The sequence below is a fragment of the Asticcacaulis sp. P4_H10 genome, from assembly GCF_056400965.1.
This window is the reverse complement of sequence record NZ_JBFUKH010000005.1, coordinates 59,803-82,243: the sequence shown is the minus strand read 5'-3', so window position 1 is coordinate 82,243 and position 22,441 is coordinate 59,803. Positions and strand designations below refer to the sequence as shown.

At 60.5% G+C, this 22,441-nt stretch carries 15 protein-coding genes; 10 read left to right on the top strand and 5 right to left on the bottom strand.

Annotated elements, in window-relative coordinates; genetic code table 11:
- Window positions 1–119: 119 nt before the first annotated feature.
- The 5 genes from AC1DON_RS10330 to AC1DON_RS10310 all read left to right on the top strand — a co-directional run bounded on the left by AC1DON_RS10330 (window position 120) and on the right by AC1DON_RS10310 (window position 10,735).
- Window positions 120–3,908, top strand: coding sequence for a TonB-dependent receptor (locus AC1DON_RS10330; RefSeq protein WP_476934716.1), 3,789 nt, complete (start codon window positions 120–122; stop codon window positions 3,906–3,908).
- 173 nt (window positions 3,909–4,081) lie between these two features.
- Window positions 4,082–6,799, top strand: a complete 2,718-nt coding sequence (locus AC1DON_RS10325; RefSeq protein WP_476934715.1) for an exo-rhamnogalacturonan lyase family protein — start codon at window positions 4,082–4,084, stop codon at window positions 6,797–6,799.
- A 30-nt stretch (window positions 6,800–6,829) separates the two neighbouring features.
- On the top strand, window positions 6,830–8,386 hold the full coding sequence (locus AC1DON_RS10320; protein ID WP_476934714.1) for an alpha-N-arabinofuranosidase: 1,557 nt from the start codon (window positions 6,830–6,832) through the stop codon (window positions 8,384–8,386).
- A gap of 1 nt (window position 8,387) precedes the next feature.
- Window positions 8,388–9,956, top strand: coding sequence for an alpha-N-arabinofuranosidase (locus tag AC1DON_RS10315; RefSeq protein WP_476934713.1), 1,569 nt, complete (start codon window positions 8,388–8,390; stop codon window positions 9,954–9,956).
- Complete coding sequence (locus tag AC1DON_RS10310; RefSeq protein ID WP_476934712.1) at window positions 9,908–10,735, top strand: alpha/beta hydrolase; 828 nt, start codon at window positions 9,908–9,910, stop codon at window positions 10,733–10,735. The genes AC1DON_RS10315 and AC1DON_RS10310 overlap by 49 nt, the downstream gene beginning before the upstream one ends.
- Before the next feature lie 98 nt (window positions 10,736–10,833).
- On the opposite strand, the gene AC1DON_RS10305 is transcribed toward AC1DON_RS10310, so the two are convergent.
- The 3 genes from AC1DON_RS10305 to AC1DON_RS10295 form a co-directional block, all read right to left on the bottom strand.
- Window positions 10,834–11,145 carry a putative quinol monooxygenase gene (locus AC1DON_RS10305; protein WP_476934711.1) on the bottom strand — a complete coding sequence of 104 codons (312 nt, stop codon included), beginning with the start codon at window positions 11,143–11,145 and terminating at the stop codon, window positions 10,834–10,836.
- Entirely contained in the window at window positions 11,142–11,483 is a 342-nt protein-coding gene (locus tag AC1DON_RS10300; protein ID WP_476934710.1) for a winged helix-turn-helix transcriptional regulator, read from the bottom strand. The genes AC1DON_RS10305 and AC1DON_RS10300 overlap by 4 nt, the downstream gene beginning before the upstream one ends.
- An 85-nt stretch (window positions 11,484–11,568) precedes the next feature.
- The gene (locus AC1DON_RS10295) at window positions 11,569–12,642 is read right to left on the bottom strand and encodes an aldose epimerase family protein (RefSeq protein WP_476934709.1); all 1,074 of its coding nucleotides are present in this window, start codon (window positions 12,640–12,642) and stop codon (window positions 11,569–11,571) included.
- Window positions 12,643–13,123: 481 nt separating this feature from the next.
- Here AC1DON_RS10295 and AC1DON_RS10290 point away from each other — a divergent pair, with 481 nt between their 5' ends.
- On the top strand, window positions 13,124–13,651 hold the full coding sequence (locus tag AC1DON_RS10290) for a hypothetical protein (protein ID WP_476934708.1): 528 nt from the start codon (window positions 13,124–13,126) through the stop codon (window positions 13,649–13,651).
- 33 nt (window positions 13,652–13,684) lie between these two features.
- On the opposite strand, the gene AC1DON_RS10285 is transcribed toward AC1DON_RS10290, so the two are convergent.
- Entirely contained in the window at window positions 13,685–15,229 is a 1,545-nt protein-coding gene (locus AC1DON_RS10285) for a tryptophan halogenase family protein (protein ID WP_476934707.1), read from the bottom strand.
- Between the two features lie 115 nt (window positions 15,230–15,344).
- Entirely contained in the window at window positions 15,345–18,344 is a 3,000-nt protein-coding gene (locus AC1DON_RS10280) for a TonB-dependent receptor (RefSeq protein ID WP_476934706.1), read from the bottom strand.
- Window positions 18,345–18,844: 500 nt separating this feature from the next.
- Here AC1DON_RS10280 and AC1DON_RS10275 point away from each other — a divergent pair, with 500 nt between their 5' ends.
- The 4 genes from AC1DON_RS10275 to AC1DON_RS10260 all read left to right on the top strand — a co-directional run bounded on the left by AC1DON_RS10275 (window position 18,845) and on the right by AC1DON_RS10260 (window position 22,438).
- The gene (locus tag AC1DON_RS10275; protein WP_476934705.1) at window positions 18,845–20,359 is read left to right on the top strand and encodes a hypothetical protein; all 1,515 of its coding nucleotides are present in this window, start codon (window positions 18,845–18,847) and stop codon (window positions 20,357–20,359) included.
- A 148-nt stretch (window positions 20,360–20,507) separates the two neighbouring features.
- Window positions 20,508–20,834, top strand: coding sequence for a GntR family transcriptional regulator (locus AC1DON_RS10270; protein ID WP_476934704.1), 327 nt, complete (start codon window positions 20,508–20,510; stop codon window positions 20,832–20,834).
- Between the two features lie 12 nt (window positions 20,835–20,846).
- Window positions 20,847–21,752 carry an ABC transporter ATP-binding protein gene (locus AC1DON_RS10265; protein ID WP_476934703.1) on the top strand — a complete coding sequence of 302 codons (906 nt, stop codon included), beginning with the start codon at window positions 20,847–20,849 and terminating at the stop codon, window positions 21,750–21,752.
- The gene (locus tag AC1DON_RS10260) at window positions 21,749–22,438 is read left to right on the top strand and encodes a hypothetical protein (RefSeq protein WP_476934702.1); all 690 of its coding nucleotides are present in this window, start codon (window positions 21,749–21,751) and stop codon (window positions 22,436–22,438) included. The genes AC1DON_RS10265 and AC1DON_RS10260 overlap by 4 nt, the downstream gene beginning before the upstream one ends.
- The last annotated feature ends 3 nt before the right edge of the window (window positions 22,439–22,441 follow it).

Below are 22,441 nucleotides of genomic sequence, written 5' to 3'. Positions count from 1 at the left end.
GTCCACCGGTATCCCGGTTTCCTGGCCGTAGTCCGTTCATGTAACGGCCACGTACGGGAACGGGGACGGCGTTCGAACCAGAAATAAGGCCTTAAGGCCGCTTCAGGAGGAGTATCAAAGTGATCAGGGGTTCTAACAAAAATTATTTTGCTAAGTATCTGCAGGGCACAACGGCCCTGGTGGCGCTTAGCCTCGTTGCGTTCCCGGCCGTGTCGTTCGCTCAGGACGCAGCGCCGGCTGACCCGGCCGCCAGTAATGACGACGCCGTTGTCATCGTCGGTACGCGTGCGTCCCAGCGTTCATCGATCGATCGTAAGAAGCGCGCCAAGACGGCGACCGACTCGATCGTCGCGGAAGACGTCGGCAAGTTCCCGGACAGTAACATCGGTGAAGCCATTTCGCGTATCGCCGGTGTGGCGCTGAACCGCGGCGAATTCAACGAAGGCGTCGATGTCTCGTTGCGCGGCAATTCGTCAGACGTGACCAACGTCGAGATCGACGGCCTGGGCGTCTTGGAAAACTCGACCACGGGCGGCCTGTGGGCCGGCGGTAGCGGCCGCAGCAAGAACTTCCAGGAGTTCCCGGCGGACATGATCAAGAGCGTCGATGTCGTCAAGGGCTCGACTGCAGCCATGACCGAAGGCGGTCTGGGCGGATCAATCATCATCAAGACTCGTACGGGGCTCGATTTCAAGAAGCCTTACGTCTCGTTGAGCGTGCGTGAGTCGATGAGCTCGATCAACGAGCGCTGGACGCCGTCGATCAACTTCGTCGCCGCCCGCAAGTTCATGAATGACCGCCTGGGCATCCTCGTCAACTATTCCCAGTCGACCGTCCAGAATGATGGCCACTCGATCGAAAACTCGACCAGCACCAATGCCGGCCTGTTCCGTCTTGCTGACTTCGACAATTCGCCGGAAAAGACCTTCACGTTCAACAAGGATCTGGTCCAGCACTCTTCGGCCAACACCACCTTCGCCAACAGCTCCGCCTTCACCAGCGGCCCCTTCTCCGGTCAGGCCAAGACGCCGACAACACTGGTTGGCGCCTCGGGCGCGGCCCAGACCAAGGCGGACTGTTATGCCTGGTTCCCGGCGATTGACGGCAACACGACCTCATCTGCGCAACGCGTTCAGGAACTGCAGACCTGCCTGAATCAGTGGAACGACTATACGCCGTCGCTGGTTCGCTATCTGGTCAAGCGCGACACCGAGCATCGTACGGCACTCGATCTCCGGGCTGACTATCGCCTGACTGACAACATGACGATCTTCGGCAAGGTGACCTACACCCGCCGCGACGTCGACAATCACCAGCTGACCTACACACGCGGCACGGTGAACGTAAATCCGACGACGGTTACAACGCCTAGCTACAACGGCCGGACCTTCACGGACACGACGACATTCCCGCGCCAGCGTTCGGCCGTCGCCGGATCCGGCTACTACCTCTATGACGGCGTCAGCCAGGGTACTGTCCTGTCCAACGCGACCAACACCGCGGAAGGCAGCCGTTATGTCCGCGGCCAGGTTGTTAACATCAATCCGGCCAGCATCACGGTCGACGCCAGCCACCACCTGACCAAGTTCGACATCTCCGACGGTGTGGCGGGCATGGATCAGATCCAGAATACCAACGACTGGAAAACCATGATGCTGTCGGGCGGCGGCAACTATAAAGGTGAAAAGCTGAACGTCGACTTCGTTGTTGGCCGCAGCCACACCGAATACAGCCGCTACGACCGTCGCATGGGCTTCTCGTATAGCTATGGTCCGGCCACCTTTGAACTGAATCCGGGTACCGGCCTGTGGAACATCACTCCATCCGTTTCTTATGACAGCACGGATCCGTCGCTATACGTCAAGATGAACGCCCAGACGACGGGTCAAACTGCAGTTCCAGCGGGCGGTGCTGTTACCTTTAACAGCGCTGGTACGGTGTTGACTGCCGGGCCTTCGGGCTTGAATCCTAACGCGCTGGCTAACTACACAGCCGCGCAGCGTCCGTGGGTCAGCCCGACCATCGGCTTGCAGTACTCGCCGAAACTCCAGGAATCGAATGAAACGACGATCCGTCTGGACGCTGATTACGATGTTGCGGACAGCCTGCCCCTGATTACCAAGGTGTATGCCGGCTTCAATATGCGTGAGTTCGACCAGAAGGCCTGGGCCGGTGGTGCTTATACCGTGTCGCCTGCGATCAACCGCAACTCGGCGGGACAGGCGCTGGCTTATACGGACCCCGCCTACGTTAAGCCGATCGTCGTGCCGGACTCGACCTTCCGCGGCACGATCCGCGCCTGTGACGATACCCGGTATGGTACGGGCGCTACGGCGGCTCCTGCCGGCGCCGAGTCCTGTAATTACGGCTATGTTCCGTTCAATGACCTGGCCAACAATCAGGAAGGTGTATACACCCTGACCCAGGGCGATCTGACCGGCATTATCGGTCAGGTGCTGGTCGATCCGTGGAACCAGTTCTACAACAGCTATCCTGACCGTGGAAACCTGCTTGACGGCTGGACCCAGATCGATGTTGAGAAGTTCTTCAGCCTGATCTCGGAATCGTCCACGGGTAGCCGTTACGCGGCGGGCGGCGATCCGCTGGGCAAGTACAATTTCGATTGCCTGAAGGTTTGTACCGGCAGCGACGGCAAAGAATACACCATGCCGTATTCATTTGCCTGGGAACGTAACACGGCCGCCTACTTCATGGCGGATTTCGAAGTCAACCTGCCGTGGACCATGCGTTTTGACGGTAACGGCGGTTACCGTTATATCCGGACCGATACCCGCGGCAACGGCTTCATGACCTTTACGGCCATTCGCAAGACGACGGCCTTCAATTCTGCCGACCCGAACAACGCTGCTGGCATCGTTTCGGCCAGCGTCACCAAGCAGGTGGCGATGGAAGGCACGACTGAAGACTGGACGCCAAGCCTGAACCTGAACCTGTGGGGCTTCAACGACAAGGTCGTCGCCCGCTACAACTGGGGTGAAGTCATTGCGCGTCCGCCTCTGAACCGTCTGCTGCCGTCGGGCACCTGTACCTGGGACCAGCGTGACATCGACAACGGCGTCACCAACGACTGTACGACGATCGGTAATCCGGAACTGCTGCCGTACGAGTCGCTGAACCAGAACTACAGCGTCGAGTACTACCCGAACCGCGACACCATGTTCTCACTGGCCTACTTCAAGAACAAGATCATTCGCGGCGCCCCTGTAAGCCAGAGCGCCACGGGCAAGATTCTTGAAGGCACGGGTGCGGTCGATCCGCAAACCGGCGCGTCGCTGGAAGACGTGAATTTCGTGTACCCGACCTGGGTCAATGGTCAGGGCCTGAGCCGCAAGGGTCTCGAGGCTACGGCTAAAATCGCCTTCACCTTCCTGCCGTGGCGCCTGAAGTACCTTGGCTTCGACGGCAACTACGCCAAGATCGAGTCGTCGCTGACCAAGTCCGGTTGGTACGACCTGCTGACGGGGGCATCTCTGCCGCCGCAGAACGAGCCGTCCTACTATTATAATGCCTCTCTGTGGTATGACGATGGTACGACGACCGCGCGTATCGCCATTCAGGGCCGCGATCAGATCTTCGACTGTATCGCCAGCGGCGCCTGTGGTACCAGCAACAACAACTTCCCGAACCCATCGGAAGGCCGCATTACGGTCCTGCCGTATAACCCCGGCTCGCCCAACTTTACGGAAAAGCAGACCTATATTGACTTCAAGATCACGCACAAGGCCACCAAGGAACTTGAGCTGTTCTTCGAAGCCCGTAACGTCAACAATGAGCTGATTGTTCAGTCCCAGGGCGAGTTCAACAACTACTCCGACGGCACGAAGAGCGTTCTCGCCAACAAGTGGCCGGGTTACCGGATCACTACCGGTGTCACCTTCCGCCGCTAATCGCAGCGAAAGGCCATGGCTTGAAGACCGCCGTCCGGGAGACCGGGCGGCGGTTTTTTCTTGAAGTGGTGTGATCGAAATTGGCCAACTGTGATTAAAGTTGAAAAGTTTTTGCGCCGGGTTCAGACTGCTTCTGCGTTCAAAGCGTATCAGGTTCAGGGAGGCGATCAGCCATGACTTCCACCATAAACGCGACCCGCCGGGGCATACTTGCGGCCGGTTCGGCGCTAGGCGCGTTGTCGGTAACCACCACTGCCAATGCCGCAAAGCCTGCGGTGTCGCCTCCGGTGACCGAGGCCGTCTGGCTCGATGGAGCAGCGCCCGCTCATATTGATGGTGTGACCTTCGGCGTGCCGTGGCCGCAGGGCGCGGTCAAGGCCAATGCGACCTTTGCGCTCGGCGATCTGGCCGTCCAGTCGTGGCCACTGGCAACCTGGCCCGACGGTTCGCTGAAGTGGTCGGGGCATGCGGTCGCCGCGACCGAAGCGCCGGCGAAATCCTACACGCTTTCGGCTGGCAAACCGGCCGCAGCGAAAACGCCGCTGACCGTCACCGAGAACGGTGATGCTTTTACCATCACTTCCGGGGACGTCGCCTGGACCGTGCCGAAAACGGGCAAGGCGCTGATTTCCGGCGCCACGCGCGGCGGAAAATCCGTCATGGGTGCGGTGACGCTGGCCGCGCTCGCTCAGGACGCGGCATCGCTGGAAGACAAGCCGAGCCTGACTCAGACGGCCTATGAGGGTGTCACCAAGACGGCGGTGCTTGAGCAAAGGGGGCCGGTGCGCAGCGTTATAAAAATCGATGGTGTTCACTCGGGCAATAGCCGCGAGTGGCTTCCGTTCAGCGTCCGTCTCTACTTCTATGCCGGCTCACCGTCGGTACGTATCGTCCATAGCTTCATCTTCGACGGCGATCCGCAGAAAGATTTCATTCGTGGGCTGTCGGTGCGCGCGGGCGTGCCTATGACGGACGAGATGTACAATCGCCATGTCCGCTTCTCAGGGCAGGAAGATGGCATCTGGGGCGAGGCCGTACGCTCGCTGACCGGCCTGCGCCGCGACGCCGGCAAGACCGCCAAGGACAACCAGATCGCCGGCAGGGCGGTCAACGCTGCCGATATCAGCCCGCCGGTCACCAAGGGGCTGAAGTGGATTCCGGCTTGGAGCGACTTCACGCTGTCGCAGGCGACCGCCGATGGCTACACCATCCGCAAACGCACGCTGGAAGGTCACGCCTGGGTGCCCGCGGCCGGCGACAACCGCGCCACGGGGCTCGCTTATGTCGGTGGAGCAGGGGGCGGCGTCGCCCTTGGCATGAAGGACTTCTGGCAGCGTTGCCCGTCGCGTCTCGACATCCGTGATGCCGCCAGCGACGAAGCTTCGGTCACAGCCTGGATGTGGTCGCCGGATGCGCCGGCCATGGACATCCGTCCCTTCCGCCCGGTCTGGGGCATGGAGGCCTATGCCGCCCAGAACGAAGGCCTCGACATCACCTATGAGGACTACGAACCCGGCTGGGACCAGTCCTACGGCATTGCCAGGACGACCGAGTTCACCCTGTGGGCGCTGGACGCCACGCCGGCCCGCGACCGCTTCGCCGCCATGGCGCGTAACGTGTCGCAAAGCCCGTTCATAACCGTGTCGCCCGAGCGCTTGCACCAGGCCGGTGTCTTCGGCGAATGGAGTCTGCCGGATTCTTCAACACCGGTGAAGGCGGCCATTGAGGCAAAGCTGACCCATCTGCTTGACTACTACATCGCCCAAATCGACCTCCACCGCTGGTACGGCTTCTGGGACTATGGCGATGTCATGCACACCTATGACGCAGACCGCCACGTCTGGCGCTACGACATCGGCGGCTTTGCCTGGGACAATTCCGAGCTGTCGACCGACATGATGTTCTGGATGGCTTACCTGCGCTCTGGCCGCGCCGACGTCTTCCGGCTGGCGGAGGCGATGACGCGCCACACCGGCGAGGTCGACGTCTACCATATCGGACCCTATCGCGGTTACGGCACGCGTCATGGCGTCCAGCATTTCAGCGATTCGTCCAAACAGGCGCGCGTCAGCCAGGCAGCTTTCCGCCGCTACTATTATTACCTGGCCGCGGATGAGCGCTGCGGCGACCTGATGCGCGTCCTGGCCTATTCCGATGACGCCCTGACGCGCGTCGATGTCGCGCGCAAGACCGGCCGGGTCGCGCCCCAGGATCCGGAAAAGATGAAGCTGACGCCGCATTGCAGCTTCGGCACCGACTGGGGATCGTTCACTGCCGCCTGGCTGACGGAGTGGGAGCGTACGGGTGAGACCAAGTGGCGCGATCGCATCGCCAACGGCATGCGGTCGATTTCGAAAATGAAGAATGGCTGGTTCACTGGTGGCGCGCCTTTTGACGTCAAGACCGGCACCTTCATCGATCCGGGCGACAAGATTGCCTTGTCGCACCTGAACGGTGTGTTCGGCGTCTTCGAAATCCACATGGAGCTTCTGAAGCTGATCGACATCCCGGCCTACAAGGCGGTGTGGATCGACTACTGCAAGTACTACAACGCCCCCGAAGCCGAACTGACGGCACGCCTCGGCCGTCCGCCCGGGCCGCGTAACCTGCGCGACGCCCATTCCCGCTTCACGGCGTACGCCGCGCGCGAGCTGAAGGATCCGAAACTGGCTGCGCGCGCCTGGGAGGAGTTCCTCGACGGCTGGCGCGGGCGATCGAGCACCGAGTTCACCACGCAGACCATCAAAGGTCCGAATGTCCTGCACGAAACGGTTGAAGACGTCAGTGTTTCGACCAATGCCACGGCGCAGTGGGGGCTGGCGGCGATCGAAAACCTGGCCATTAATGGCGAAATTGTGGAGACAGCCGGAGCTAAATATCTTAAGAGGTAAATGTCCGACAATTATAATATGGGAGTTTACATGCTTAAAACGCTGACCGCCGCCGCGGTTTCGGTTTTGCTGTTTGCCGCCTCTGCCGCATCCGCAGCCACTCTGAACGCTGAAGCCACGCTCAAGGCCGACCAGCCCGGCCCCAAGATCGACAAGTACGTCTATGGCCAGTTTTCCGAACACCTCGGCGCCGGCATCTATGGCGGCGTCTGGGTGGGAGAAGACTCCAAGATCCCGAACGTGCGCGGCATCCGCACCGACGTCGTCAATGCGCTCAAGGATATCAAGGTCCCGCTGATTCGCTGGCCGGGCGGCTGCTTCGCCGACGAATATCACTGGCGTGACGGCATCGGCCCACGCAATCAGCGTCCGTCGCGCAAGAACAACTGGTGGGGCGGCTCGCCCGAAAGCAATCAGTTCGGCACGCATGAATTCTTCGACTTCGCCGAACAGGTCGGCGCTGACGCCTATCTCTCGATCAATGTCGGTTCGGGTGACCCGACCGAGATGCGCGAGTGGATCGAATACATGACCTCGCCGGGCGACGATACGCTTGCCCAGGAACGCCGCAAGAACGGCCGTGACAAGCCGTTCAAGGTGCCGGTGATCGGTATCGGCAACGAGACCTGGGGCTGTGGTGGCGGCATGACGCCGGAATATTATTCCAACGAATACCGCCGCTTCAATGAATTCTTCCACAAGGGCACGGACAATCCGGCGCTGCGTATCGCCGTCGGCCCCAGCGGCGGCGACGAAAACTGGACCGAAGTGGTCATGAAGCAGATCGGCAACCGCCGTATGGAAGGCCTGTCGCTGCACTACTACACCCTGCCGACCGGCAATTGGGACAAGAAGGGCGCCTCGATCAACTTCGACAAGCAGGCCTGGGCTGATACTTTTGCCCAGACGCTGAAGATGGAAGATTTCATCGTCAAGCACAGCGCCGTCATGGACAAGTACGACCCTGAGAAAAAGGTCGCGCTTTACGTCGACGAATGGGGCACCTGGTACGATGTCGAACCGGGCACCAATCCGGGCCACCTCTATCAGCTCAATACCCTGCGTGACGGCGTCCTGGCGGCGGTCAACTTCAACTTCTTCCATAAGCACGCCGACCGCGTGAAGATGACGGCGGTTGCCCAGACGATCAACGTCCTCCAGGCCATGATCCTGACCAAGGACGACAAGATCCTGCTGACCCCGACCTACTATGCGTTCAAGATGTACGTGCCCTTCCAGGACTCGACATCGCTGCCGCTGGAGGTCAACGCGCCAACCTTTACTTCGGGCAACAAGACCCTGCCGGCGATCAATGCATCGGCAGCCAAGGGTAAGGACGGCAAGACCTATATCGGCCTGGCCAATATGAACCCGGACGACGAGGTCAAGCTCACCGTCGACCTCGGCACACTCAAGGCCACCAAGGTCTCGGGTGAGGTCCTGACCGCACCGAAGATGGACGCACGCAACGAAATGGGCGTACCGGCTACCGTCGTGCCGGTCAGCTACAAGGGCGGCAAGATCGCCGGCAACAAGCTGACCCTCAGCCTGCCGGCCAAGTCGGTCGTTGTTGTGAAGCTGGACTAAGATGAGAGTGTGGGCGAGCCTTGCCGTATCCTTCGCCATCGTTTCCGCCATGCCCTCGGGTGCGGCGGAAACGATCGATGCCAAAATCGTCGTGCATACCGATCAACCGGGTGCGAAAATTGACCGCAATATCTACGGTCACTTCGTCGAACACCTGGGGCGCGGCGTCTACGAAGGCATCTGGGTCGGCGAAGACTCGCCCATTCCCAACACGCGCGGCATCCGCAAGGATGTTGTCGCGGCGTTGAAACAGCTGAACCCGCCGGTCGTGCGCTGGCCGGGCGGCTGTTTCGCCGATAGCTACCACTGGCGCGATGGTATTGGCCCGCGCGACAAACGCCCCGCCTCGATCAATGGCTCATGGGGCAATGTGCCGGAAAGCAATGCCTTCGGCACCCACGAATTCATGGACTTTGCCGAACAGATCGGCGCAAAACCTTTTGTCTCTATCAATGTCGGCTCGGGCACGGTCCAGGAAGCCGACAGCTGGATGCAGTATATGACTGCGCCAGCCGATACGCCGCCGGGCCGGGAACGCGCCAGGAATGGCCGCACCGAGCCGTGGAATGTGCCTTATGTCGGTGTTGGCAACGAGACGTGGGGCTGCGGCGGCAATATGTTTGCCGACACCTATGCCGATGAGTTCCGCAAATACGCCGCCTTTGTGCGCACCTGGTCGGGTCCGCGCGGCCAACTGATCGCGGTCGGCGCCGATACCGACGAATATGCCTGGACAGAGGCGATGATGAAGCGCGCCATGCTGTTCCGGCCTGAGCCGTCGCCTATGGCGTATAATGTCGAGCGGCCGCTGATGTCCCTGCTGTCTCTGCATTTCTACAGCTTCGCCGGCACCTGGCAGAAGAAGGGGGCATCCACGGGTTTCGGTGAGGATGGCTGGAAGGCCGGCCTCAAGCGCGCCTACGTCATGGATGAGCTGATCCGCAAGCACGGCGCCATCATGGACCGCTACGATCCCGAAAAGAAGGTCGGCCTGGCGGTCGACGAATGGGGTACGTGGTGGGACGGCACCCCGGGCGCTTCGGCGCTTTATCAGGAAAACACGCTGCGCGACGCCGTCATCGCCGGCATGACGCTCAACATCTTCCAGGATCACGCCGACCGCGTGCGCATGGCCAATATCGCCCAGACGATCAACGTCCTTCAGGCCATGGTGCTGACCAAGGGCGAAAAGATGATTGTCACCCCGACCTGGCACGTCTTTGAAATGTACAAGGTCCACCAGGACGCGACGCGTCTGCCGGTCGATGTGACGGCGCCCGCCTATGGCGACCTGCCGTCCTTGAGCGTTTCGGCATCGCGCGATGCGAAAGGTCTGGTCCATGTTTCGATCGTCAATCTCGATCCGGTGAAGGCCGCGCGCATCGACCTGAGCGGTGTCGGCAAGGTCACCGAAAGCCGCATGCTGACGGCCGAGACAACAGATGCGCATCCGGCCTTTGATAAGGCCGATCCGTTTGTGCCGGTCGCGCTCAAAACCATCAAGGCCCAAGGTAAGTCACTATGGCTGGAAGTCCCGTCGAAGTCGGTCACCGTGCTGACAGTGCAGTGACGGCGTCGCCGACGCGCGTGATTGCCTTGTCCGAGGGGGCCGACAATGCGCTCGGCGGACAGTGGCCTGACCGCGTCTTCACGGCTGTCAACCGCGCCGAACTGCATGCTTTCGAAGTGCCAAACGCCAGGGGCTCGGCTGTCGTTTGCGGAGGCGGCGGCTATCTGCAACTCGTCTATGACCGCGAAGGGACAGACATCGCGAAGTGGCTGAGCGGCCTCGGCTATAACGCCTATGTGCTGGTCCATCGCCTGCCGGGGGCTGACAACGGCCAGGGCGGCGTCCATCCGAAAGACATCGCCCTGACCGATGCCGTGGCGGGCCTAACCCATATTGCACGTGATGTGCCGCTGTTCGTGGTCGGGCTGTCGTCGGGCGGGCACCTGGCCGGAACGATTGCCTGTCAGCCGGGCGTGGATGCGAAAGGCGTCATCATCGCCTATGCACCGATCAACGCCAACCATTCAAGATACAAGGCGCCGGCCGGCAAGCCCGACTATCCGCCGGCGGAAAAGCAAGCCTTCTATGACGACTGGGCGATCGGCATTACGACTGAACCGCACGGCATCCCGCAATGCCCGGTCTTCCTGGCCTATGCCCTGCATGACCAGGCCGTGCCGGTCGAACACGCGCTGAACCTGATCAAGACGGTACGTGATGCTGGAGGGCGGGTTGACGCCCATATCTTCGCCGATGCGCCACATGGCTTTGCCCTGCGCGACCGCAGCGGCACGCACTCAGCGTGGGCGGGCCTGGCCGAAGATTGGTTGAAAAGCTAGAGCGATATGCCAAAAAGTGTGCAGCGGTTTTTGGCTAAATATCGCGACAAAACAAAAACCTAGAGCATGATGATGGTTGGACCTAAACGCATCATGCTCTAGGCGTTACGCTTCCACACAACATCCGTCTTTTCGTAGTGACGCATTTCGGCGATCTCGGAGACGAACGGCCGGATAAGCGCCAGGAAAGGCGGGAAATTCGGTCCGCGCCGGAACCCTTCCATATGCGCTTCGGCCGACAGCCAGTCGATGCGCAGGATAAATTGCGTCGCATCCTGGGCGCATTGGGTCAGCTCAAAGCCTGCGCACTCCGGTGCGTTTGTCAGGTGCGCCGAGGCAGACGCGTAGGCGGCAACCAGTTCATCCGGGCGGTGGTCGCTCAGCGCATAGCGGATATATTCGACGATCATAAGGCTACCTTGCTGGTGGCGAGTGTGATGTTCATGGGCTCGGCGGTCGCCTGGCCCCAGTCGTAAAGCGCCTGAAGCACGGGCCCGAGCGTGCGACCGCGATCGCTCAAGGCGTAGGTGCCGACGGTCGGATGTTTTTCGACGAGACCCGTCGTTTGCAACTCCTGAAGCCGCTCGTTCAGCACCTTGTCTGACATGGGGCGCACACGCGCTCTAAGGTCGGCATAGCGCAGGGGGCCGCCTTTCAGATGGGCCAGTATAACAGTCTTCCATTTACCGCCCAGGCAGTCGAGGGCGAACTCGACCGGGCAGCCATAGTCTCTGCGTAATGCTTTCATGTATCTCCGCTGGAAACCCGTTGTTCAGCCTGCGATGCACAGTTAGGGCGTCGGGGCGACGGCTTCAACGCACCAGTTGGTGTGCTTATTCGACGCCGAAGCTGAAGGTCGTTTGTGAGGTGAAGGTCTCACCCGGCCGCAATACGGTCGACGGAAAGCCCGGGCGATTGGGCGCGTCGGGGTGATGCTGGGTTTCCAGCGCCACGCCCGTGCCCCGGACCAGCGGCCGGCCTTCGGAATCCTTGAGCGATCCATCGAAGCTGTTGGCGGTGTAGACGACGACGGCGGGCTCTGTCGTGGTGACAGTCAAGGTCCGGCCCGACGCCGCGTCGCTGAGCCTCGCTGCGGGTTGGCCTGTCAGGACAAAAGTGTGGTCCAGCCCCTTGGCCATTTTTATCGAAGCGTCCTTGGCATTGGCAACATCGCCGAGGCGCGCGCCGGGACGCAGGTAGAGTGCGCCGTTGACAGGCAGGATGTCGCCGGTCGGCACGCGTTTGTCGTCGGTCGGCAACCACTTGTCTGCGGCGATTTGCAGGCGGTGATCAAAGACGTCGGGGTGTTCAGACAGGTTGAAATAGACGTGGTGCGTCAGGTTGACGACGGTCGGCCTGGTCGTAGTGGCGCTGTATTTCAGTGTAAGGGCCGAGCCTTTCACCGTGTAAAGGGTGCGGACCGTGACCGCGCCGGGGAAACCATTATCGCCGTCCGGGCTTTCCAGCGACAACTCAACGCCGCAACCCTTGTGCTTGACTGCCCAGACGCGGCTGCCAAAGCTCTTGGGGCCGCCATGGCTGATCACGCCGTCGGGGCGGCCCTTCAACTCGAAGCGCTGGCCATCGAGTGTAAAGCCGCCGCCGGAAATTCGCCCGGCATAACGGCCGATCAGGCTCGAAAAGTTGTCGCGCTTTTCGTAGGTCGCCAGGCTGTCGAGGTTGCGCACCACATTGATTGTCTTACCGGTACGATCGGGCGCGTCGATGCGATAGAGGATGCCTCCGAGGCTCAGCACGGTCACGCTCAGGCCCTTGTCGCGGATCGTCCAGGCATCGACCGCCTGGCCCGAGGACAGTGTGCCGTAAGGGGCCTTTTCGACATGACACCCCGCGTTTGCCAGGGTTGGCGCTGCAAGCATCAGGAAGGGTATCAAAACCTGCTTCATATGGGCCTCCGGTCTGACTGTAATGTACCCAAATGTCTGCACAAAAAAAGAGGCCGTTTCGCATCAACGAAACGGCCGAAATATATCTGCCCTCAGGGAGGTGTGGGGAGATAGGTGACACAATTAGGGAATGTCGAAGCCTATATTGTCAGACTAATTTGAGACGTCAAGCGATTTTGATCGAACATGATCTATTTGTCACAATCGATCATAAGCTCTTGGCGTTCCAAAAGAAGCGTTAGAACCATAGTCTATGCAGCGGTTCGGCCTTCAGGCCCGTTTGGGCAACCATATTGGGCCGCTACTTCTCCGTCAGGATGGCATAGCAGCGATTTTTCACCTGACACGCGAAAACGATTTCAGGTCTTATGGCCGGGCGGGGGCAATGGCATCGCCAATTTATTTCCACCGGTTCAAGCTTTACGCCCCATGGCTCAGCCGCAGTGCGGGCCGGAAAAGCATTTGAACCAGGAGTAAACCCATGAAGATCAAGACAATTCTGACAGCAACCGCCGCCGTATCGCTCGTCGCCTTTTCGGCGCAGGCGCAACTTTTGGGCGGGCAGGCCGGTGGGGGCCTTACGGGCGGCGTGACCGCGCCGGTTGGCGAGGTTACCGGGCAGGTCCAGGGTGACACGCAGGTCAATCCAGGCTCGGCGATTTCGACGACTGAAGGCGCGGTGCGCGATACCACAACGCGTTCGCGTGGTGTTGTCGAAGCGACCGGCAAGGACGCGCGCTCCGTCGGCGACGCCGCCAAGGATGTCGATGTTGCCGGCGGCGTCACGGGCGATGGCCAGGTATCAAAGGATGGCGTTGCGGGCCACGCAGGCGCCAATGCCGGTGTTTCGGGTGTTGACGGCGTGACCTCGGCAACCAAGGATGCAGCTAAGAATACTGGCCAGCGCGCCAAGGATACAGCAAAGGGCGTGGCATCCACGCCGCTACCGGACGTGCCCGTCAGTGGCTCGGCCTCGGGCAATGCTTCGGTCAAGACCGACGCACAATAATAGACAGCAAAGGCTCCTTCGGGAGCCTTTCGCTTATGCGGGTTGGTTGTCCTTCGCCAATGCACCCAGCGTCTCAAGATACTGGCGGTGCGTCGGCATGGTATCGGTCAGGCCGCGCAGGTGGTCTTGCATCCGGTTAAAGCCGGTGCGCAAGGCACCGAGGTCTTCATAGGCCAGCAGCGGGTCGTAGCCCTCAGGCATAACGCCCTGGCCCATCATCACCGCCAGCCACGAGGTTGGGGTGAACATCTCTTCTGTGGCATTAGCAAAGGTGCCCCGCTCACGGAAGACGGCCACCTTGTGCGCTAGGGTGTCGGGGATGTCCATCGTCCGGACATAATTCCACAAGGCGCCGCTACGCCGGTTGGCGTGATAATGCAGAATGATGAAGTCGCGGATGCGCTCATAATCGAGATGCTGGCGGCGGTTATAGGCGTCGATATTGGCCGCCGCGAATGTCCGGTCCGGGAAGTGCTGCAACAGCTTGTTGATGCCCGACTGGACAAGATGGATGCTGGTCGATTCCAATGGCTCGATAAAGCCGGACGCCAGGCCGAGCGCCACGACGTTCTTGTTCCAGAATTTTTTGCGCCGCCCGGTGACGAATTTGAGCCGGTTGGCGGGCGCGAGTGCTTCGCCTTCGAGGCTGCCGCGCAAGGTGATTTCGGCGTCGTCGTCGTCGATAAAGCGGCTAGAATAGACATAGCCGTTGCCGACGCGGTGCTGCAAAGGGATATGCCATTGCCACCCGGCCTCGCGTGCGGTTGAGGTCGTGAAGGGGCGGATGACAGGGTTGCCATCGGCATCGTGCGTCCCGTGCGCGCAAGGCATGGCGACGGCGCGGTCCATGGGCAGCCAGTGCGACCAGTCCTCATAGCCGGTCGACAGGGCCTGTTCGATCAGCAGGCCGCGAAAGCCCGAGCAGTCGATGAAGAGGTCGCCGCCGATTTGGCGGCCGTCGGCCAGGGTCACGCCGGTGACAAAGCCGGTTTCGGCGTGCGGGTTGACCTCGGCGATACGGCCTTCGATGCGGGTGACGCCACGTTTTTCTGAATAGGCGCGCAGGTAACGGGCATAGAGGCCGGCGTCGAAATGGTAGGCGGAGCCGAAATTGGCCATGACGTCGCGGTCGTCATTCGACTGCTTGCCCATGCGTCCGGCCTTGGCCGCCAGGGTGCACAGCGAATAGTCTTCGATGCTCGATATCTCGCCCGCGGCGTTCATACGCAGCCAGAATTGCAGGAAATGCCCAAGATCGGTCTTCAGGCCGTAGACGCCGAAGGGGTGGAAATAGCGCTGACCTTCCTCGAGCCAGCCCTTGAATTCGATGCCGAGTTTGTAGGTGCCTTTGGTCTCGCGCATGAACTCGGCCTCATCCAGGCCCAGCATGGCATTGAACAGCTTGATCGGCGGAATGGTCGCTTCGCCGACGCCAACCGTGCCGATCTCTTCGGATTCGATCAGCGAGATCTTGAGATGTCTTCCCAGGTTGCGCGCGAATGCTGCCGCCGCCATCCATCCGGCGGTGCCGCCGCCGACGATGGTGATCTGCTGGATAGGATCGGGATGTGCGACCATAGAAAGGCACCAACAAAAAAGGACCGGCTCTTAGGGATTAGGAGCCGGCCAAGGTTATGGGAGACAAAAGGCGGGTCAAGTGCACTCAACCCGCCTCCGTCAATTTCGGTAAGGCTTACTTACCGAAGGTGTACCGCAGGCCGACGACGATACGACGTTCGCCGGTCGCGTAGCGGAAGGGCAGTTGGTCGAACTGCAGGTAACGGCTGGTGGCTTCTTCCGTCAGGTTGATGCCTTCCAGCGTGACCTTCAGGCTCGGCGTGATCGCATAACCGATCTGTGCGTCGAGTTGACCATAGGCGCGTTCCCAGGTGCCGGCCGTGATCGTACCGCCGGCGGCCGCGCCCGAAGAGAAGGCGAAGTTGCCGTAATAGGCCTTGTCGCGCCAGGCGTAGGAGACGCGGGCTTCGAGGCCGTTGTTCTCGTAGAAGGCCTGGACGTTATAGGCGTGCTTGGACACGCCGGGGATCGGCAGGTTGTCTTCGAAATCGTTGAAGTTCGAAGATTTGGAGTCGGAGTAGGTGTAGTTCGCCTGGAAGCCGAAGCCGGCGTCGAAGACGTACTGGCCGGCGACTTCGAAACCCTTGATCGAACCACCTTCGCCGTTCACAGGCGCCGCGAACGGGCCCGAGGTACAGCCGGCGACCGATTGGTCGGCGACGCAGACATTAATGGTGTCGGTCTGGATGAAGCTATCGACGCTCTTGTAGAAGTAGGCGCCCGAGATGAAGCCCTTCGAGCCGAGATAGCGCTCATAGGCGACGTCGAGCTGCGAGGCCCGGTACGGATCAAGCTCGGGATTTCCGCCCGAACCGGAGGTGTACAGGAACTTGTCGAAGTTCGGACCGGCGGTCGAGGACCGCGTGAAGTCGTAGCTCGAGCCCTGACCCAGTTGGAACAGGTTCTGGCGCGACACGACGCGGGCGGCCGAGGCGCGCAGCTTGTCGGTATCGTTGACGTCGAACACGGCCGAGGCGGACGGCAGGACGTCGGTGTATTCACGGACGGTCTTTTCGGCGTCCGGGTTCTTCAGGATGCCGTTCCAGCTGTCGGTACCCCACCACAGCGGAGTCACGGGGGTGCCGGAGGCTTCGACGGTGAGTTCGGTCGAGACGATGCGCACGCCGGCATTGAGATGGAAGCGGTCGCCACGCTCGCCGACGTCGGCCATCAGGTAGCCGGTCTTGGTTTTTTCTTGGACGTTGAAGGATTCCAACGGGTCACGGAAGAAGGTGAACGGCGTGTTCGGATACAGGGCCTGGATCCAGGCGGCTGCATCCGTCATGCCCGAGGCCTTGTTCACGATGGCGTTGATGCCATGGATATTGACGGTCTCGAAGCGGCCTGGATTGGAGGCGGCGGTATCGTACGGGTTAGTCGCGTCGCGGAAGGCGGTGGCCTTCGAATCGCCGAAACGGCCGCACGGGGAACCAGCGCCGTCGCAGTACTTCAGGCCGATCGCGCCGTCCATGAAGTAGCCGTATGGCGTCCAGTTGATGAAGGTCGAACCTGGTGTGTTGGTCGATGAGACGACCGGATTGCCGGCAGCGAAGGTCAGGTACTTGCCCTGGGCCGAAGCCGGCAGTTCGCCGCGGCTGGTCAGGTCGGCGAGGTAACGGCCATATTCGGAATCGACTTCGCGGTCGGCATAGCGGGCGCCGAAGCTGATGACGAGACCGGCGTCCTGACCGAAGTCAGGCGTCCACTTGAAGTCGGCCGACAGTGCCGTGTTGTTGATTTCGGTGTTTTCACCGAAAGCCCAGTGCGACTTGGCGAAGACCATAGCCGGATTGGTAAGGGCGGCGGCATTCGGGCCCGACGGCGTAATGGTCGGCAGTTCGCCATTGGCGTAGGAGAAGGTGAAGGTCGCCGGAGCGGTGGCGTTCGGCGTGATACCAGCGCCGCCATTGACGGCGCGGACACCGTATTGGGTGTAACGCACGTCGGCATTGGCCGATGCGCTTTCGTACTCGGCCTTGGACATGGCCAGCTTGACGACGCCCGACAGGTTGCCGCCATTGTCCCACTTGGCTGCGACCTGGAAGTTGTCGGTCGAGACTTCACCGTTTTGTACGAAGGTAATCGACTCGGCCGAATTGGCAGTGACGGTGCCCGATTGCAGGACCTTGTCGCCGTCGATGCTCAGGCCGGAAGCGGCATAGGTCGCGCCTTCGTTGGCGAAGGGGAATTTCAGCGAGGCTTCGTCGGTCAGGATCGACAGGTCGGAATGGAACCAGTCGGCGGTCAGCGACAGGTGCTCGGAGACGCGATAGTCGGCGCTCAGCGAGAAGCCGATACGCTCACGTTCCTGGTTGCGGCTGGTGGCGTAGCGGTATTCCGGCGAATAGACGGTCGTCGTGCCCGTCGAGGTCGGACGTTCAAGCAGCCGCCAGCCACCACGGTTTTCACCGCCCAGCACGTCGGTATGGATGTCCGTGCGGTCATAGGAAATGGTCGCCAGGATGCCGAAGTCATCGCTGAACTTCTTGCCGAAGACCAGCGAGCCGACCGGGGTCGCGTCGCCTTCACCGCCCTTGTTCAGGCGGATGTCGCCCGAGAACAGGGTGTCGCGGATCGCGCGCGGCGAACGGGTCTTGAGGTTGACGATACCGCCCAGGCCGCCTTCCAGCAGCGAAGCGTCCGGCGACTTGTAGACATCGACGCCGCCAATCAGCTCCGACGGAATGCCTTCCAGCGAGCTGTCTTGACGGATATTGCCTTCGCCGAGGCGGAAGATTTCCATGCCGGAAACGAAGATGTCGTTGTTCAGGACAGTAACGTTTTGGTCGAGGCCGCGGATGCGGACCTTGGTGCCCTGGCCGTTTTCACGGTCGATCTGCACGCCCGGCAGGCGCTGCAGCGACTCGGCGATGTTCTGGTCCGGGAACTTGCCCATGTCCTCGGCGGTGACCGACTCGATGATCAGGTTCGAGTTCTTCTTGGTGTTCAGGCTGTTCTGCAGCGAGGCGCGGAAGCCGCGAACGACAACGACGTCGTCTTCGGCAGGGGCGGCGGCCGCTGCCTGGTCCTGCGCATGGGCGACGGTTGCCGCCGTCATGGCAAGAAGCGAGACGGCCGCCATCAGCGCCGCCCGCGGGTGCGTAATCTTATTCACTTGTGGTCTCCCCAACTGGTTGATTGCACGAACTGTTACGCGTTCGCTGCTGTACTTTTTCGTCTTGTTATGATAGCGCTGTCAATCAGGGTATAACAATGATATCGATGGCATAAAATCAAATTGGATTAATTAAATTTCAGATGCGCATAACTAATTGATATTTAAGTAAAAATATTTAACAATGCACGCGACGTTGTGGCTAATTGGTAACAGGTAAATTATGGTATCGCTACCGCAACTGTAACAGTTTTATGCATCGAAGAGATAGCGCTAACACAGGGGCGCTACTCCAAGCCAGGGCAAGGTTTGCCCGTTTTGCTTGTGTGCAGCAGTCACGGCGCGGAACGACGAAGCCCGCCCTTCTGTCCGCGTAATGTGGGAGAATTTGTCCAGTGGACAAAATGCATTCAGCCCTGCGGTTCATGCTTATTGCTACATAGATACGCATGGCACAGTGTCCTCCCGCGCTCTTAACTTGGCTTTGAGGTACTTGTGACATGGTCGGGCGCATGAAATACCGGGGCTTGGGATTGATTGTCTGTGCGTTCGCCGTCTTTATCAGCGGCTGCGATACATCGAAGGACCGGCAACGGCGCGATGATGCGAGGGCGCGGGCGGGGTGGGAAGTCCAGCAGGACATGCCGCTTGCCGGCAAGCTTGACCTGTCAAGGCCGGCCTTCCTGGAAGAATATCCAGGGGACATTCCTAAAGACTGGCCCGTTCCGGCATGCAACGGATATTGTCTCAGATTGCTGTATTCCGGAGAGGCGAATGTGGTCCTGTCGGGCTATTTTCCCAGCAGTGCCAATTTGGCTCGTTTCATCGAGGCAGAGGACGCCGGGCCCGATGTCCATATTAGCGCCGCCAACCTCTACGCCTACCATCTGGAAAAGCGCGAGGTTTGCCCCGAGACCGCCTATCACGAAAGCCATAACCCCGACGGGACTAGCTTTGCGGGGCAGGATGGCCGCCTGCAAATGGACCGTCTTGTCTCCTTGCAACTGGCTGCGGGGCATTGCCTGATTGGGATGCCGGCGAAGCTCAGCGATGCAAGCGCAATCCTTGCGGTCGCGTCGAGCAGTGTCTGGCGGGATGACACGTCGGTCTCGACCCGCAGTCTTACAGCCTATGTCCTTACAGACGAGGGAGTGGAGCGGCGCTATCGCAAGGCCGAGGCCCAATCCTGGTATAAGCGTGAACGCTTCCCGAACTGGCTGGCGCCATCGCCGGTCACTATCGAGCGACTTGATGTGCTGGACCGGCTACGTCAGGATGTGGGTTTCGCGTTGAAGGATGTGCCTGCCGCCAATGTCGATTTTGACACCACGATCGCAAAGATGCTAGCCGACAAGACGATCGATGCTAAATCCGCCCGATGGAAGATATTGCCTGAGTACTTTGAGAGTTTGTCACGAGCCAAGTCGCTGACGCAGAACGATATCGACAGGGTGGTTCAGGTCGTGACGGATATCCGTACGGCGCGCCATCTGTCAGGCCTGTCCTATATTGCGCTGCGGCATAAGGCGCAGGCGGCGCCGCTGGCGGCTCCAATGCTAAGCATCATGGCGGCAACCGAGCGTTACGGCGATCCATCCGATCCTTCGCTGGCTGCTGAGACCCAGCGCTTTTACGTCCTGGCGAGCACTGTCAATAATTTGCCGGGCGAAGCCATTGCGGCCAACGAGGATCTGATGGTGCAGGTCGTTTCCGATCCGATGCGTATAAGGGAGACGGAATATCTCCTGGCCCGGCTCGACGCAATTGATCCACGCGAGGCGTCGCCTGTGCTTGTCCAGTATATTGGTGGCGATAGTACGTCTGAAGCGGCAAGCGCCGCGATGCTGGCTGCCTGCCGGCTCGGCCAAAGGGCGCCGCAGTTGCGGCCTGCGGTCGCAAGCTGGATCGCAAAACATCCCAAAACCGCCCATGAGCGGCGCTATCGCAGCGCGCCCGTTCGTCAGAATGCGGAGATCTACTTGTCGGGTAAGGACAGGGAATGCCGGCGGTTATGATGGCAAATCTGCCGGCGGGACGCCGTTTGAAAGCGGGCTTCCAGTCAACCTGACAAAATCTCGCCTGGTCTCTTGCATTGGCATCTCGACTGTATATACTGTGTATATGAAATACGGTTTCGTGTTTTCGCAGACGGACACGCGTCCCATGTATCAGCAGATCATGGAGCAGATTACCCAGCGGATTGCTGTCGGGGACTGGCCGCCCCACACGCCGTTGCCGTCCGTCCGCGAGCTGGCGGCAGACACAAAAGTCAGCGTCATCACCATCAAGCGCGCCTATCTCGAGCTGGGCCGCGAAGGAATAATTGTGACCCATCAGGGCAAGGGCAGCTTCGTCAGCGAAGCGCTCGACCTGAAATCGGTCCAGCGCGGGGAGCTGCTTGTGCATCTGGAGCAGGCCGCCCGGCTGGCCAGGTCACTCGGCATCTCGCCCGACAAGGCGGCGGAGATGCTCAAACAATATATGGAATAGGGGAGTTGAGGGATGAACCTGCCTCTGGCAATAGAGTGCACCGGCGTGAGCAAACGCTATGCCCATTTCAACCTGCGCAATGTCGACCTGTCGTTCGAACAGGGGACAGTCATGGGGCTGGTCGGGCCGAACGGCGCCGGCAAATCGACCCTCATGCGCATGATCATGGGGCTGATTGGCCCGGATGGCGGCCAGATCCGCGTGCTGGGCCACGCCATGCCCGCTCAGCAGATCGCCGCCAAGCGCAATATCGGCTTCGTCTCCGATGACATGCGTCTCTATGAAGGTCAGACCCTGGCCTTTCACATGGACTTCGTCAAATCGATCTTCGACACCTGGGACGACGCCTACGCCCAGACCCTGTTGCGCAGTTTCGACCTGAACGCCAAACAGAAGGTCAAGGGCATGTCCCACGGCCAGCGGGTCAAGTCGACCCTGCTGCTGGCCCTGGCGCGCCGCCCGAGCCTCCTGGTCTTCGACGAGCCGACCACCGGCCTCGATCCCGTCGTCCGCCGCGAAGTGCTGGACGAGATGATGAACGCCCTGGCCGATGAGACGCGCTCGATCCTGTTCTCGTCGCACAACACGCTCGATGTCGAACAGATCTCGGACTACATCACCTTTATCTATGGCGGCCGCGTCGTCGAGTCGCTCAACAAGGAAGACTTCCTCGATGGCTGGCGGCGCATTCGCTTGACTGGCAGCGGTCCCTTGCCGAAGTTGGCCAATATTCGTGACGTGCAGACAAGCGGTTCGCTGTGGACAGTGACGGTGTCCGGTTATGACGACGGCGTGCCCGCGCAGTTCAGCCAGGCCGGCTTCGCCGTCACCGCCGTTGAGCGCCTGACCCTCGAAGAAATCTTTCTCAGCATCGTCCAGTCCGCCCGGGCTGCTACCAAAACGGACCTCGCCGCATGAGCCCCTCGATCGTTTCAAAGCTCGTCGCCAAGGATTTCGTCATGATGCGCAGGACGATTGCCGTCTTTGCCCTGATCAGCCTGGCCTCGGCAGGCGCCCTGGGCGCGCTTCATGGCCGGGTACCCGACTGGGTGCTGATGAATATGGCTTTTGTCTTCCTGTTCGGGCCCATGGTCACCTGCGGCATTGTCATGGTGATGCGGACCAATGTCATGGAGAAGGAAAAGGCGACGCAGGCCTTTATCATGAGCCTGCCGCTGACGGTCAGGGAGTTCACGACGGCCAAGATCCTGGTCAACCTGCCGGTCTTTACCGTCTTCTGGCTGGCTGTCTCCGCCTTCGGCTACTACTTCGCCTTTGGATTGGGTCTGCTGCCCCTCGGCGCCGTTCCGTTCGTCACCATGATCTTCCTTGGCAGTTTCCTCGCCTATAGCGGCATCCTGTCGGTCAGCCTGCTGTCGCAGTCCCTGCCGGTGACTGTCCTGTCTATCCCGCTGTGTGAAATGGGCACCTCGGCTTACCTCTGGACCGTCGTCTTCCTGGAGCCCATTCAGCGCAACATCCACGGCCCGGTTATCGTCTGGGATGCGACGGCGATCACCGTTGTGGCGGCGCAGGTCGTGGCCGCGGCCTGTGTGCTGCTGCTTACGGCGCGCATCCAGACCACCAAACGCGACTTCCTCTGAGAC